Consider the following 13303-nt stretch of genomic DNA (forward strand, 5'->3'; position numbering starts at 1 on the left):
GGGGAAAATCGCGCTCGTGACCGGATCCACCTCCGGCATGGGGGCGGCGGCCGCGCTCGCACTCGCCGCCGCCGGGGCGCACGTCGTGGTCTCCGGCCGCCGGGCCGAGCTGGGCGAGGCCGTGGTGAACAGGATCCGCGAGAAGGGCGGGCAGGCGGACTTCATCGCCGCCGATGTCACCGTGGAGGATGACGTCGCCCGCCTCGTGGGTACCACGGTCGAGCGACACGGCCGGCTCGACATCGCCTTCAACAACGCCGGCGGCGGCGGCGCGTTCGGCCCGCTGGACCGCGTCCCGGCCGAGGCCTTCGCCGCGGTCCTCGCCGTCAACCTGACCGGCACCTACCACTCGCTCAAGCACGAGATCGCCGCCATGCGGGCGAGCGGCGGCGGCAGCATCATCAACAACGCCTCCACCGCCGGCGTCCAGGGCACCGCCTTCGGCCTGGGCGCGTACACCGCGGCCAAGCACGGCGTGGTCGGCCTCACCAGGGCCACCGCCCTGGAGGCCGGTCCGGCCGGCATCCGGGTCAACGCACTCATCACCGGGCCGGTCGACACCGAGGAGTTCCGCCAGCGGGTCGGCAGCCAGCCCGGCGCGCTGGAGCGGGCGGGGTCGGGCACCGCGCTCGGGCGGATCGCGACCGAGGAGGAGGTGGCCAACGCGGTGGTCTTCCTGAGCAGCGACGCGGCCAGCTTCGTCACCGGCTCGCTGTTCGGCCTGGAGGGCGGCATGACGGCCGGCGTCTCGGCCGGAATGATCCAGCGGCCGGGCGGCCAGGGAGGCCCGGGCGGAGGCGGTCAGGCAGGCCCCGGTGCGGGCGGCCAGGGCCGTCCGGGACAGGGCGGTCCCGGAGCCGGTCGGCCGAACGCGGGCTGAGTCGGGAAAAGCCCATTGCCCCATTGCCATCGAACCACCCTCGGGATATTTTTTCGACATGCTCGTAAAAACCACGAGGAACACCGAAGAGTTCATCTCCGAAACCGGTGGGTGGATTGCTGGCAACCCCGTCGAGAATTCCATCCTGCTGACCATGCTGGCAGGTGCGAAGTTCCGGCCGCCGACCGCCCCGCCGATCAACTGGAGCCGGGTCGAGGACCCGGCCTCCGGCTCGGCGCCGGTGGTCGGCGTGGCGGCCTTCGCACCCCCGCACCTGGTCGTGCTGAGCGGGATGCCGGAGGCCGCCGCGGCCGCGCTCGGCACCGAGCTGGGCGCCGGCCCCGACCGGCTTCCCGGCGTGATCGGACCGGGCGCGGCGGCCGCCGCGTTCGCCGCCGCGTGGTCCGAGGCCACCGGCCGGCCCGCTCACGCGGGCCGGCGTGAGCAGGTACTGAGCCTGGCCGGCCCCGCCGTGACCTCCGACCGGCCGGCCCCGGCCGGGCAGTCCCGGGCCGCCCTGGCCGAGGAGTTGGAGCTGTTCACCGACTGGTGCCTGGAGGCCGCACACGGCGCCGGGCTCAGCCGGGAGACGGCCCGGCGGTCGGTCCAGCAGCAGATCTCCTCCGGTCTGCTGCGGGTCTGGGAGCACGAGGGGGACGCCGTCGCCATCCTCGGCCGGACCGCCTCCGTCGCCGGTGTGGTGCGGTTCAACCCGATGTACGTGCGGCCGGAGATCCGCCGCGGCGGGTACGGCCGGGCGCTGCTCGGCGAGATGCTGGCCGAGCTGGCCGTACGCGAGACGGTGATCTGCCTGGCGGTCACCGGCGAGGGCAACAGCGCCATCCGGTCACTCTTCGAGTCATTCGGGTTCCGGCCGGCCGGCAGCCTGTCGGAATTCCGCTTCGACTGAGCCGAAAGACCTTCCGGGAATTCACCCGGGAGGACGACCGGGGGCCCGGATCCGTTACGGATCCGGGCCCTTTTCCATGGCGCTCCGAAAAATCACCGGAGAATACGCGGACGGCCGGTGGAGCGAATATGCGGACGGATATTTCGGCGGCTGTTCCGGCGCCGCCGCCGGGCCGCGACGACCGCACGCCGACGGCCGGGCCGAGGGTCCTCGGTCCGGCCGCTCACGGTCCTGCGGCGCACGGCCGCGCGGCCGTACGGTCACCCGACCGCACGGCCGCACGTGGTCGCTCAGTCCAGCGGGTCGGGGTCGGGCACGGCCTCCAGCAGCGAGAAGGCCGTCCCGGTGGGCACCACCCGGTTCAGCCGGAAGCCGCCGCGCCGGAAGACCTCGGCGAACTGCTCCTCGGTCCGGACCTCGCCGCTCATGGTGACCAGCATGACCAGGTCGAAGTTCTTCACGAAGCGCGGCACGCCCTCGCGGTGCACCAGCTCGGCCGCGACGAAGCGGGCGCCCGGCGAGGCCTCCCGGCACTTGCGCAGCAGCCGCACCAGCGCGTCGTCCGGCCAGGAGTGCCAGACCTGCTTGGTGACGTACGCGCCGATCCCGGCCGGGACGCCGGCGAAGAAGTCGACCGGCTCGAAGTCCAGGCGGCCCTGCTCGGCCAGCTTGGCGACGTCCGGCTGGGTCCGGGCCTGCTCGATCACGCTGGGCAGGTCGGCCAGCACGCCGCGGCCGAGCGCGTCGTACTTCTGGAGGATCGCCGCCAGGTAGGTGCCCTGCCCGCCGCCCAGGTCGCAGACCGCACCGGCCTCGGCGAACTCGGGGTAGGAGGAGACCAGGGCGTCGGAGAGCGCGTCGGTGAAGTCGGTCATCGCCTGGTTGAAGGTGGCGGCCGCACCCGGGTTGCGCTGGAGCCACGGCCAGAGCGCGGTGCCGTGCACCTTCTCGAAGCCGGGCTTGCCGGTGACCAGGCTGTGGTCCAGCGCGCCCCAGGAGGACCAGAGCCACTCGGCGCCGACCATCCGGGCCATCGCGTCCATCGAGCCCGGCACGCCGGGGCGCAGCAGCTCGGAGAGACCGGTGTTGGCGAAGACACCGGGCTCGGTCTCCTCGAAGACACCGTCCTCGGCGAGCAGCCCCAGCACCTTGGCGAGCGGGCCGGCGGCCACCCCGGCGCGCTCGGCCAGTTCGGCGGCCGGCAGCGGGCCGTCGGCCAGCAGCTCGGCGATCCGGTACTCGGCGGCCAGTGCCAGGCACCGCGGCGTGGACGGGAACATGAGTTCGGAGAGGAACACCGCGCCGGCCGAGGCAGGGGCGGTCTGGGGAACGGCGGTCATAAGGGTGAGGCCTCCCTGCGGGGACCGGGCCGCGGGCGGACGGTGCCCGCGGCCCGAGCGGTCATGGGTGGACGGGACGACGGACCGGTCCGCGCTGCACGGACCGCCGGGCGGACCCGGCGGTGCGTGCGGGGCGGGCCCGTCGGCCCGGCACCGCGCGGCCCCGAACGGGCCGGGACCACGCGGCGGTTGCCCGGAAGGGGCTCAGCCCAGCAGGGCGAAGGCGAAGCCGCCGCCCGGGTTGGCCATGAACTTGTTGGTCGGCGGGATCTCCCCGCCGGCGGCGATGCCCACGGCCGGGCCGGACAGCGCGATCCGCGCCGGGGTCGGGACGGTCTCGGCGTCACCGGCGGCCAGCTGGCCCCAGTTGTTCCAGCCCCAGCCGAGCACCGAGCCGTCGGCGAGCAGTGCCAGCGCGTGGCCGCCGGTGCCCGGGTTGGCGTCGGTGCCGCCACCGCTGGCCGTCACCGCCTTGACGCCGGTCAGACCCGGCACCGGGGCGGGCACCGCGCGGTCGACGGTGGTGCCGTCGCCGAGCTGGCCGCCGTCGTTGAGGCCCCAGGCCGCGACGGTGCCGTCGGCCAGCAGCGCCACCGTGTGGTGGTAGGCGCCGACCAGCTGGGTGACCGGGCCGAGGCCCTGCACCTTCTGCGGGGCGGCGCGGTCGACCAGGGTGCCGTCGCCGAGCTGGCCGCGGTCGTTGAAGCCCCAGACCGAGGCGGAGCCGTCGGCGTGCACGGCCAGGCTGTGGCCGCCGCCGGCGCTCAGCCGGACCGCCGGCTCCAGGCCCTCGATCACGGCCGGACGCGGCCGGCAGTCGAAGGAGGCGGTCATGTAGGAGCGGACGATCCGGCCCTCGCGGGTGGAGTTCGGGCCGTCGCCCAGCTGGCCGCGGTCGTCACGGCCCCAGGACCAGACGGTGCCGTCGGCCTTGAGGGCCAGGTTGTGCGCGCCGCCGACGGCGAGCTCGATCACGTCCTCCAGGCCGTCGACCCGGACCGGGACCGGCTGCACGCCGAAGTTGGCCTCGCCGAGGGCGCAGAAGAAGCCCGCGCCCCAGGCCCAGACCGTGCCGTCCTCCAGCAGCGCGGCGCTGTGCCCGCCGCCGGCGCCGGCCGAGCGGACCCGGCCGGGCAGGCCGATCGTCCGGACCGGGCTCGCCTGGTTCTCCGTCGAACCGTCGCCGAGCTGGCCGAAGGCGTTGCGGCCGAAGCCCCAGAGCTCGCCGTCGGCGGTCAGGGCCAGGGCGTGACCGCTGCCGGCCACGACCCGGACCACGCCCTCCAGGCCCTTGATGTCCTGCGCGGCGGCCCGGTTGACGGTCCCGCCGTCGCCGAGCTGGCCGTTGGTGTTGTCACCCCAACTGCTGATGATCCCTGCCATGGTGATGCCACCTCTCAATCGTCGGGGAGCGTCAGGCCCAGAACTGGTCGACGGCGTACTGGTCCTCGGGGTAGGTCCAGAACTCGGCGATCAGGCCGTCCTGGATGCGCGCCACGTTGACGAACGGCATCTCGAGGCTCTTGCCCTCGCGCTCGTAGCGGGTGAAGACCGTGGCGAACGCGAACGTGTCGCTGGCGCCGATCTCGTGGATCTCCATCTGGATGCGGCCCTGGCAGATCTCGAACATCCGGCCGGCGAAGGCCAGTGCGGACTCGATGCCCTCGTGCGCGCCGGACAGTTCGCTGGTGCCCGGGTAGTAGTGCACGCAGTCCTTGGTCCAGTAGCCGGCGGCCTTCTGGACGTCGCCCACGGTGAACGCGGCGTAGACCGCCTCCATGAGCTTGGCGTTGGGGTGGTCGACGACCTTCATGATTCTCCTCCTGTGGGTGGTGCCTTGCGGGGCGGGAAGGGAAAGGTGAGAACGTCAGCCCGCGGCGCGGCGGACGACGTCGACCAGGGAGGCCCGGTCCGGGGCGGGGAACGGCGGCGGCCCGCCCGCGGCGGCCTGCTTGACCCGCAGCCGGATCTCCTCGTCCTCGTAGAGGCCGGCCGGGTTGTCGAGCGACATCATGGTGCGGGCCAGCCGGCGCCAGACCACCTCGTCGGTGGCGGCCGCCTCGGCCACGGTGCCGAAGGTGATGACGTCCGGCGGCAGCGGCGGCAGCTGCTGGCCGGCCACGGTGGCCCGCCAGAGCCGGGCCCGGCCCGCGTCGTTGCGGACCGCGTCCTCGAACCACGGGCGGAAGGTCCGCCCGGCCAGGCCGGCCGCCAGCGCGGCCTGCTCGGCGTCCGGCTCCGGGTGCTCGCGCACCAGGTCGGCCAGGCCGAGCACGTGGGCGATGGCCAGGGAGACCCCGCGCCCGTACGCCGGGTTGGTGGTGCAGACCGCGTCGGCGACCGGCAGGAAGCCGGGGACCGGCTGCGCGTTCTGCCCGTACAGCCGCAGCGAGTTGTCCAGGCCGCCCATCGCGTGCACCGGCGAGATCGGCGCGGCGACCTCCGGCGACACCCAGGGGGCCAGCAGCGGGGTGGCGCGGACCGCGGCGGTGAACGCGTCCTCGATGCGCAGCGCCTTCAGCTCCGTGTCGTCCGGCAGCACGCCGAAGGAGATGGTGAAGGTGTTGCTGTCACCGAGGAACAACACGCCGGTGTAGTGGTCCCAGAGCCCGCCGGCGCCGAAGCCGCGGTTGAGCGGACCGGCCGGACGCGGGCTCAGCGCACGGTAGTAACGGGTGTAGTAGGTGATGTCGGCGCTCTGCGCGACCTGCTCCGGCTCGGCCAGGCCGTGCTCGCGGAGCCACTCGTGGCCCTGCGAGCGGCGACCGCTCGCGTCGATCACCAGGTCGGCCGCGACGCTGCGGCCGTCCTTGGTGACGACGCCGGTCACCCGGGCCGGGCCGCGGTCGGCCACGGTCAGACCGCGCACCGTCTCGCCCCGCCGGAAGGAGATCCCGGGCCGGCGCAGAGCCTCCTGGCGGAGGATCAGCTCGAAGGTCGAGCGCCGGCTGCCGATCATCCGGAGCTCGGCGTCGGACGGGTGCGGGGTCTTGTCGGCCAGTGACGGCGGCATCGCCCGGCCGAGCTCGATCTCCCGGGCACCGGCCGCGACCAGGGCCTGGTAGACGGCGGGCAGCCGGTCCCGCAGCAGGTTGGTGCCGAGCGAGCCGAAGGCGTGCGACTGGTGCATCTGCGGCACGGTGGGCCGCTGCCAGTCGCTGTGCGCCAGGTCGACGGTGTCCGGCGCCTCGTTGGCGTCACGCTCCAGCACCGTGACGTCGTGCCCGAGGTCGGCGAACGCCAGCGCGGCCACCAGGCCCGCGACGCTGCCACCGATGATCAGTGTCCGTGTCATGACCTCAACCCGTGGTGGTGGGAGTGGAAAGGCTCGCCCGCGGGGTGTCCCGCGAGGTCTCGGCCTGGATGTGGAACCGGATGGACTTCGCGTTGGTGAAGCACTCGCGCATCGGGCGCACCAGGTCCCGGTGCTCCTCGGTCTCCTCCCAGGCCACGAAGTCGTCCAGGGCGCGCCACTCGCTGGTGATCAGCCACTGCTCCGGGTCGGTGGACGACTGGCAGACCTGGTCACGGACGTGTCCGGGGACACCCTCGGCCACCAGGTGGCGGACCTGCTCGTACGCCTTGAGGAAGTCCTCGCGGCGCTCTTCCTTGACGGTGATGAGGAAGAGCACGCGGCCTCGCGCCGCGCCCTCGTCGACCGGCATGGCGGTCTCCCTTCCGAGGTCGTTGGGTGTCAGGAGTGCGCGCGCAGGACGACGGCGCTGTTGAAGCCGTCGAAACCGCGGGCACCGATCAGCGCGGCGCCGACCTCGACGGCCTGCTCCTCGCGGACGAAGGCCAGCTCGCAGCCGTCGGCCGGGCGGGCCGGGCCCGCCGAGGGCGGGATCAGGCCGTTGTCCATGGCCAGCACCGCGGTGGCGGCGTCCAGTGCGCTGCCGCCCTGGTAGAGCCGCCCGGTCAGCGGCTTCTGGGTGGTGACGGCGGCCGGGCCGGCCTCGCCGAACACCTCGCGCAGCGCCTGCACCTCGGTGCGGTCGTACGCCGCGACGCCGACCGCGTCCGGGAAGGCCACGTCGACGTCGCCGGGGGTGAGCCCGGCCCGTTCGATCGCGGTGCCCAGCGCGCGGGCGTACTGGCGGACCGAGCCTGCGCCGGTCCGGGTGGTGGAGGCGCCGTCGTGGGTGGCGGCCCAGCCGGAGATCTCGGCGCGGATCCGGGCACCCCGGGCCAGCGCGTGTTCGAGGTCCTCGACCACGAAGACCGCGCCGCCCTCGCCCGGCACGTAGCCGGCCGCGCGCTCGTCGAACGGCAGGTACGCCGCCGCCGGGTCGGTGCCGGTGTAGAGCCGGCCGCTGCGCTGCTGGCAGGCGAGCGCGTACGGGCCGAGCGGCGCCTCGGTGCCGCCGGCCAGCACCACGTCCGCGCCGCGGCGGATCAGGCGGGCGGCGTGCGCCAGGGAGTCCAGGCCGCCGGCGCCCTCCGAGACGAGGACGCTGGACGGGCCCTTGGCCTGGTGCCGGATGGCCAGCTGGCCGACGGTCGCGGCGTAGAACCAGGCGATCGACTGGTAGGCGCCGACGGTCCGCGAGGTGTCCGGCTGCCAGAGCCGCTGGAGCTCGCGCTGGCCGAACTGGTTGCCGCCGGACGAACTCGCCAGCGCCACCGAGAACTTGTAGGGCTCGACCGTGGACGGATCCAACTCGGCTTCGCCGAAGGCCAGTTCGGCCGCCGCGTAGGCCAGGTGGGTCCAGCGGTCGGTCTGCACCTGGAGCCGGCGCTCGACGTACCGGTTGGCGTCGAAGTCGCCGACCTCGCCGGCCAGCGTGGTCTCGTACGAACTCGCGTCGAAGAGCGTGATCGGGCCGATCCGGCTCTCGCCGCCGCAGACCGTCTTCCAGTGGGCCTCACTGCCGGTCCCGCTCGGCGCGACCACGCCGACGCCGGTGATGACCGCGCGCCGCTCGCTCATCGGATCCTCCCGAGCTTGGCGAAGAGCATCGCGGACTGGAAGCCGCCGAACCCGCTGCCGACCGACAGCGCCGCACCGACCCGTACCTCACGGGCGTTGTTGGGCGTGTAGTCGAGGTCGCACTCGGGGTCCCGGTTCTGCCAGTTGGCGGTCGGCGGGACGACCCCGCGCTCGACGGCCAGCGCGCAGGCGGCCATCTCGATCGCGCCGATCGCGCCCAGCGAGTGGCCGACCATCGACTTGATCGAGCTGATCGGCACGCCGTACGCGGCGTGGCCCAGCGAGCGCTTGAACGCGCCGGTCTCGTGCCGGTCGTTCTGCCTGGTCCCGGAGCCGTGGGCGCTGATGTAGTGCACGTCCTCGGGGTTGAGCCGGGCCTGGCGGAGCGTGTCGCTGATCGCCTCGGACATCTCCAGGCCGTCCGGGCGCAGCCCGGTCATGTGGAAGGCGTTGCCGCGGTTGGCGTAGCCGACCACCTCGCAGTAGATCCGGGCGCCGCGCCGGCGGGCGTGCTCCAGCTCCTCCAGGACGAGCACCGCGCAGCCCTCGCCGAGCACGAAGCCGTGCCGGTCCCGGTCGAACGGCCGGGAGGCGTGCTCCGGGTCGTCGTTGTCCGGGGTGGTGGCCTTGATCGCGTCGAAGGAGGCCACGGTGACCGGGGAGATCGGCGAGTCGGAAGCACCGGTGATCATCACCTCGGCCTCGCCGTCCACCAGCAGCTGGTAGGCGTGGCCGATCGCGTCGATGCCGGAGGTGCAGCCGGTGGAGACCACCACGGCCGGGCCGTGCACCGCGTGCCGGGCGGCCACGTCGGCGGCCAGGCTGCTGGGGATCAGGCCCTGGTAGAGGAAGGGGCTGGTGACGTCCGGGTCGACCAGCCAGTTGCGGCCGGAGTCGCTGGCCACCACGAACTCGTCCTCCAGGACGATGGTGCCGCCGACCGCCGAGCCGAGCACCACGCCGGTGGCCTCACGGGTCTGTTCGTCGAGCTGCAGTCCGGCGTCGGACACCGCCTCCTGGGAGGCGGCCAGCGCGAACTGGACGTAGCGGTCGGCGCGGCGCAGCTCCAGCGGGGTGAGGCCGGCCGCGACTGCGTCGAAGTCCGCCTCGGCGGCGATCTGCGAGCGGAACGCCGACGGGTCGAACGCGCTGATCCTGCGGGTCGCCGTGCGGCCGGAGGTGATGAGGTCCCAGAAGGACTCCCGGGTGGTGCCGCCGGGCGCCACCACACCGATCCCGGTGACCACCACGCGGCGGGCGCCTGCGGAGGGGGATGCGGTCATCGCTCCCCCAGCACTATGTGTCCCTCGTGCGCCTTGGTGCCGGGGCCGTCCTCGGTGTCGACGTGGCCCAGCTCCGGGGAGGGCGCCAGCGGGCCGAGGTGGAAGACCGCGAAGGCCTCCTCGTTGCCGGTGTTGCGCAGCCGGTGCCGGACGTCCTTGGGGATGACCAGGCCCTGGCCGGCGAACAGCTCGAACGGCTTGTCGTCCAGGTCGAGGGTGAGCTCGCCCCGGACGAGGAGCACGAACTCCTCGCTGTACGGGTGGTAGTGCTCGCTGATCCGCTCCCCGGGCTGGAGCCGGGCGATCCCCATGAAGCCCGAGGTCGAGCCGACCGTGGCCGGGGAGAGCACCGCACGGGTCTCGCCACCGCGCTTCCGGTTGGCGGGGACGTCGTCGATGCCGACGATTCGGTAGTTCCTGACGGCCATGGCGCTCACTCCTCTTCGGCGGGGCCGGCCTGGGCGGTGCCCCGGTCGGCGGCGAGTGCCTCGACCTTGCGGCGGATGATCTCCAGCTGCACGGGCGAGTTGGTGTTGAGGCGTTCGGTCATGCCCTGGTCGTCGACCGGGGCGGCGGGCTTCATCGAGAAGTCCTGGATCCAGGTCATCCGGGTGCCGCCCTCGGGCAGCTCCTCGTAGCGCCAGTGGATCTGCATGTAGGCGAAGGGCCCGGTCTCGACCCGGTGGGCGTGGACGGTGCGGTCGGCCGCGTTGACGGTCCGGTCGCTGATCCAGCTCCAGATCCGCCCCTCCTCGTCCGGGTGCATGGTGAGCCGGAACCGGACGGTCTCGCCGCGCTGCTCGATGATCTCGGCGGACGCGTACTCGGTGAACAGCTCGGGCCAGCCGGCGACGTCGTTGGTGACGTCCCAGACGAGCTTGAGCGGGGCCTGGATGACGATGCCGTTCTCGGTGTGTCCGGCCATCGGTCAGCTCACCGCCCCGGCGCCCTGCAGCTGGGCGACGATCTCGTCGACGCTGAGGGCGACGGCGCCGTCCGGGACCTTGAGGCCGTACCGGTCGGCGATCACCGCCTCCAGCTCCAGGACGGCCAGCGAGTCGAGGCCGAGCTCCTCCAGGGGGACGTGCCGGGAGCCCTCGAAGACGTCCGGCGCCGCGCCGGCGCTGGTGATGAGGACGTTCTCGATCTCCGCCGCGGTGACGACCGTGGTCGTCCCGCCGGCCTGGTGGTCGGTCATGGTGCTGCCTCTCGTTTCTCCGGTGTAGGGACTGCTCCGGGGCGGGGGTGCCGCTCCGGGGCACAGCGCTGCTCCGGGGTGAACGGACCCCGTCGGTCAGGGCGCCGGCGGTGGTCGGGTCACCGACCGCCGGTACCGGACTCCCAGCTGTAGAAGCACTGGGCGACCGCGTCCTGCGGGGAGCGCCACGTGGCCAGGTAGGGGGAGATGAACGGGGTGAGCCGTTCGCTGACGCGGGCGAACTCGGGGTGGCGGCGGGCGGCGTCGACCGCTGCCTGACCCGGGTCGTCGGTCTCCAGCAGGTGGACGTAGGTGTCGCCGAGCAGGTACAGCGAGCGGTGGGTGACGCCGGCGATCCGCGGCAGTTCGGTCTCGTCCGACTCGCCGAAGATGCGGGCGACGTCGCCCTCCGATCCGGGCACCATCCGGGCGATGATCAGTGAGCGGTGCATGGGGGCTCCCCTCGGGGTGCGATGGGCTCGGGCTGGTGGGGTCAGTGCTGCGGGCGGCCGACCGGCTGGATGGCACCGATGTCGAGCAGGATCCGGGGCACGTTGTCGCCGATCCACGACTCGACGACCCGGCCGTCGACGATCCGGTGGCAGGACATCTCGTGCACCGTGACCGGCTTGCCGGTCGGCGGGATGTCGAACAGCTGCCCCTGGTGGGTGCCGCGGGTGGTGAAGCGGGCGTAGACCCGGTCGCCGTCGCCGGCCACGTCCTCGACGGTCACGTGGACGTCGGGGAAGGCGTTGCGCCAGAGCAGCACGGCCTGGCGGAACGAGTCCGGGCCGGGCGGCATCGGGGGCAGGCCGGGGGCGTGCACCACGTAGTCCTCGGCGAAGCGGTCGCCGATGGTGGACAGGTCGCCGTCGTTGAAGGCCCGCTCGGTCAGGTCACGGATGAGGGCCTTGTTGGTCTCGACCGTGGTCTCGGTGGACGAGGTCATGACACTCCTTGGCTCGGCGGACGGCCCGGCGGCCGAGGCCGTGGGCGGTCCGGGTGGGCGGAAGTCAGGGCTTCGCAAACCGGGGCAGGGAAGGCCCCGGAGGTGGACCGGCGCAGGTCAGAGAAGTGCGGCGAGGGTGAAGCAGACCGCCGCACCGATCGCGCCCATGGTCCGGGTCTCGTGCGCCAGGTGCCACCGGCGGCGCTTGCCGCGCCAGGCGGCGTCGCTGTCCTGGTGGGGGCTCCAGCGCTCGATCTGGCGCCAGATCGGGCGGTTGACGCCCTCGGAGGCGACCGCGACGGTCGCCATGCCGACGGTGCCGGCCGCGTACAGCACCTTGGCCACCTTGCTCTCCGAGCGGACGGCCTTGGTGGCGCCCACGGTGGCGGTGGCGATGCCGTTCCAGAAGGCGATCGGGTGGAACACGTGCATGTCGATGAGCTGGCACGTGTTGACGTACCGGTCGTAGGGCAGAGAGTTCAGCATCGGCAGGATCGAGGTTTTCATGATCCACAAGGTGCCGAGCTGAACGCTGGACGATGTCACCAGCCAGACGTTCGCATTGTCCTTCATGTCGATTCCTCGAATCGATCCTGGAGATCACGGGACGTTCGCCGAGTGTTCGGCGAACCGGGGCGGGGTCGCCCGGTGCGATGGCACGGGACCCCGGGGGCCGGGGCATCTCGGCCCCCGGGGCGGCCCCGCCGGCTCATCCTTGCCGCCGGGTGGTCCCAGTGTCAGGAGGCATCCGTCTCCACCGGGCTGGGACGTCGCCCGGGCGTCCACGGACCGCGTCCCGGTCCTCCCGGGCCGGTTGCCCAGCCGGTTCGTTGCACCAACCGGCCGGGGAGGAGGCCGTGTTGACGCGCGCACCGGCTGCACCCTACGGTGCGAGCGGGCACTCACTCACTTGACTGTCCGGGCCCGCGACCACCCTGCCGAGCCGACCGGCCGGCGGACATCCCAGGAGGTGTCGAGCCGATGACGATCGATGTGCACGGCCACATCACGTCGCCCGAACTCTTCCGCCGGTTCCCCATGCCGCCGAGCCTCGTCGACGTCGACGGCATGGTGGAACTCAAGGCGGCGGCCGGGATCACCACGTCCCTGGTCGGCAGTCCCGTAGGCGCGGGCACCATGGTGCGCACGCCGGGACTGGACAACTACCGCCAGCCGCTCGACACCCTGGAGCGGTTCCACGACTGGCTCGGCGAGCAGGTCCGGGCCCGGCCCGGAGCCCTCCGCGGATACGTCTACACCAACCCGCTGGGCTCCGACGCCGAGCTGGCCGCCACCGCCAAGCGGCTCGAACAGCCCGAGTTCGTGGGGCTGATGGTGAACTCCAGCATCGAGGGGCGCTTCCTCGACGGCCCGGAGGCCGACGCCTTCTTCGCGATGGCCGCACAGTACCGGACCCCGGTCATGCTGCACCCGCCGGCCGAGCCGGCCGGTGCCGGCGAGCTGGACGACCTGCGGCTGGTCGAGCAGATCGCCCGGCCCTGCGACGTCACGCTGGGAACGGCGGCGGTGCTCTTCGCCGGCTGGCTGGAGAAGTACCCCGACCTGCGGATCGTCGCGCCGGTCTGCGGCGGCGGGCTGCCGCTGCTGCTGGAGCGGCTGGAGCTGGCCCGGCGGATGCCGGTCACCTTCGGGCGGCCGGGCGCGGGCGGCCCGCCGCCCGGCGCCGGCGGGCCCCGGCCGGCACCGCCCGGGGCGGGGGGCGCCCGCGGGCGCCCGGGGGGGGGCCGCGCCGGGGGGGCCCCCCGCCCGGGGCGGGGTCAGCGGGTGACGGCCGACGCGTCGCGCAGCAGCC

16 protein-coding genes are annotated in these 13303 nt (G+C 73.4%); 3 read left to right on the top strand and 13 right to left on the bottom strand.

Annotation, left to right across the window (positions count from 1 at the left end; genetic code table 11):
* Positions 1-16 precede the first annotated feature (16 nt).
* Entirely contained in the window at positions 17-880 is an 864-nt protein-coding gene (locus ABZY91_RS24180) for an SDR family oxidoreductase (RefSeq protein WP_355405204.1), read from the top strand.
* A gap of 58 nt (positions 881-938) precedes the next feature.
* Entirely contained in the window at positions 939-1790 is an 852-nt protein-coding gene (locus ABZY91_RS24185) for a GNAT family N-acetyltransferase (protein WP_355405205.1), read from the top strand.
* Between the two features lie 290 nt (positions 1791-2080).
* Here ABZY91_RS24185 and ABZY91_RS24190 read toward each other — a convergent pair whose 3' ends face one another.
* From ABZY91_RS24190 to ABZY91_RS24250, 13 genes are all read right to left on the bottom strand, one after another.
* On the bottom strand, positions 2081-3130 hold the full coding sequence (locus ABZY91_RS24190) for an ArsR family transcriptional regulator (RefSeq protein ID WP_329882647.1): 1050 nt from the start codon (positions 3128-3130) through the stop codon (positions 2081-2083).
* A 204-nt stretch (positions 3131-3334) separates the two neighbouring features.
* Positions 3335-4513 (bottom strand): hypothetical protein, encoded by a 1179-nt coding sequence (locus ABZY91_RS24195; protein WP_329950033.1) that lies wholly within the window; start codon positions 4511-4513, stop codon positions 3335-3337.
* A 31-nt stretch (positions 4514-4544) separates the two neighbouring features.
* Positions 4545-4943: a nuclear transport factor 2 family protein gene (locus tag ABZY91_RS24200; RefSeq protein WP_327681289.1), complete on the bottom strand. Its 399-nt coding sequence runs from the start codon at positions 4941-4943 to the stop codon at positions 4545-4547.
* A 54-nt stretch (positions 4944-4997) separates the two neighbouring features.
* Positions 4998-6425, bottom strand: coding sequence for a tryptophan 7-halogenase (locus tag ABZY91_RS24205; RefSeq protein WP_329882645.1), 1428 nt, complete (start codon positions 6423-6425; stop codon positions 4998-5000).
* A gap of 4 nt (positions 6426-6429) precedes the next feature.
* Positions 6430-6795, bottom strand: a complete 366-nt coding sequence (locus ABZY91_RS24210; protein ID WP_329882644.1) for an antibiotic biosynthesis monooxygenase family protein — start codon at positions 6793-6795, stop codon at positions 6430-6432.
* Positions 6796-6824: 29 nt separating this feature from the next.
* On the bottom strand, positions 6825-8060 hold the full coding sequence (locus tag ABZY91_RS24215; RefSeq protein ID WP_329882643.1) for a beta-ketoacyl synthase N-terminal-like domain-containing protein: 1236 nt from the start codon (positions 8058-8060) through the stop codon (positions 6825-6827).
* A complete protein-coding gene (locus ABZY91_RS24220; protein WP_329950032.1) occupies positions 8057-9343 on the bottom strand; it encodes a beta-ketoacyl-[acyl-carrier-protein] synthase family protein in 1287 nt (428 codons plus the stop codon). The genes ABZY91_RS24215 and ABZY91_RS24220 overlap by 4 nt, the downstream gene beginning before the upstream one ends.
* Complete coding sequence (locus ABZY91_RS24225; protein WP_329950031.1) at positions 9340-9771, bottom strand: cupin domain-containing protein; 432 nt, start codon at positions 9769-9771, stop codon at positions 9340-9342. The genes ABZY91_RS24220 and ABZY91_RS24225 overlap by 4 nt, the downstream gene beginning before the upstream one ends.
* A gap of 5 nt (positions 9772-9776) precedes the next feature.
* The gene (locus ABZY91_RS24230; RefSeq protein WP_329950030.1) at positions 9777-10268 is read right to left on the bottom strand and encodes an SRPBCC family protein; all 492 of its coding nucleotides are present in this window, start codon (positions 10266-10268) and stop codon (positions 9777-9779) included.
* Between the two features lie 3 nt (positions 10269-10271).
* Positions 10272-10541, bottom strand: coding sequence for an acyl carrier protein (locus tag ABZY91_RS24235; protein ID WP_329882639.1), 270 nt, complete (start codon positions 10539-10541; stop codon positions 10272-10274).
* Positions 10542-10660: 119 nt separating this feature from the next.
* Positions 10661-10993, bottom strand: a complete 333-nt coding sequence (locus ABZY91_RS24240) for a TcmI family type II polyketide cyclase (RefSeq protein WP_329882638.1) — start codon at positions 10991-10993, stop codon at positions 10661-10663.
* Positions 10994-11034: 41 nt separating this feature from the next.
* The gene (locus ABZY91_RS24245) at positions 11035-11490 is read right to left on the bottom strand and encodes an ester cyclase (protein WP_329882637.1); all 456 of its coding nucleotides are present in this window, start codon (positions 11488-11490) and stop codon (positions 11035-11037) included.
* A gap of 117 nt (positions 11491-11607) precedes the next feature.
* Positions 11608-12063, bottom strand: coding sequence for a hypothetical protein (locus ABZY91_RS24250; RefSeq protein WP_329882636.1), 456 nt, complete (start codon positions 12061-12063; stop codon positions 11608-11610).
* Between the two features lie 408 nt (positions 12064-12471).
* Between ABZY91_RS24250 and ABZY91_RS24255 the strand changes: the two genes are divergently transcribed.
* On the top strand, positions 12472-13303 hold an 832-nt coding region (locus ABZY91_RS24255; protein WP_355405206.1), incomplete at its 3' end, for an amidohydrolase family protein.

It is taken from the genome of Kitasatospora sp. NPDC002965, from assembly GCF_040611255.1.
GTDB lineage: Bacteria > Actinomycetota > Actinomycetes > Streptomycetales > Streptomycetaceae > Kitasatospora.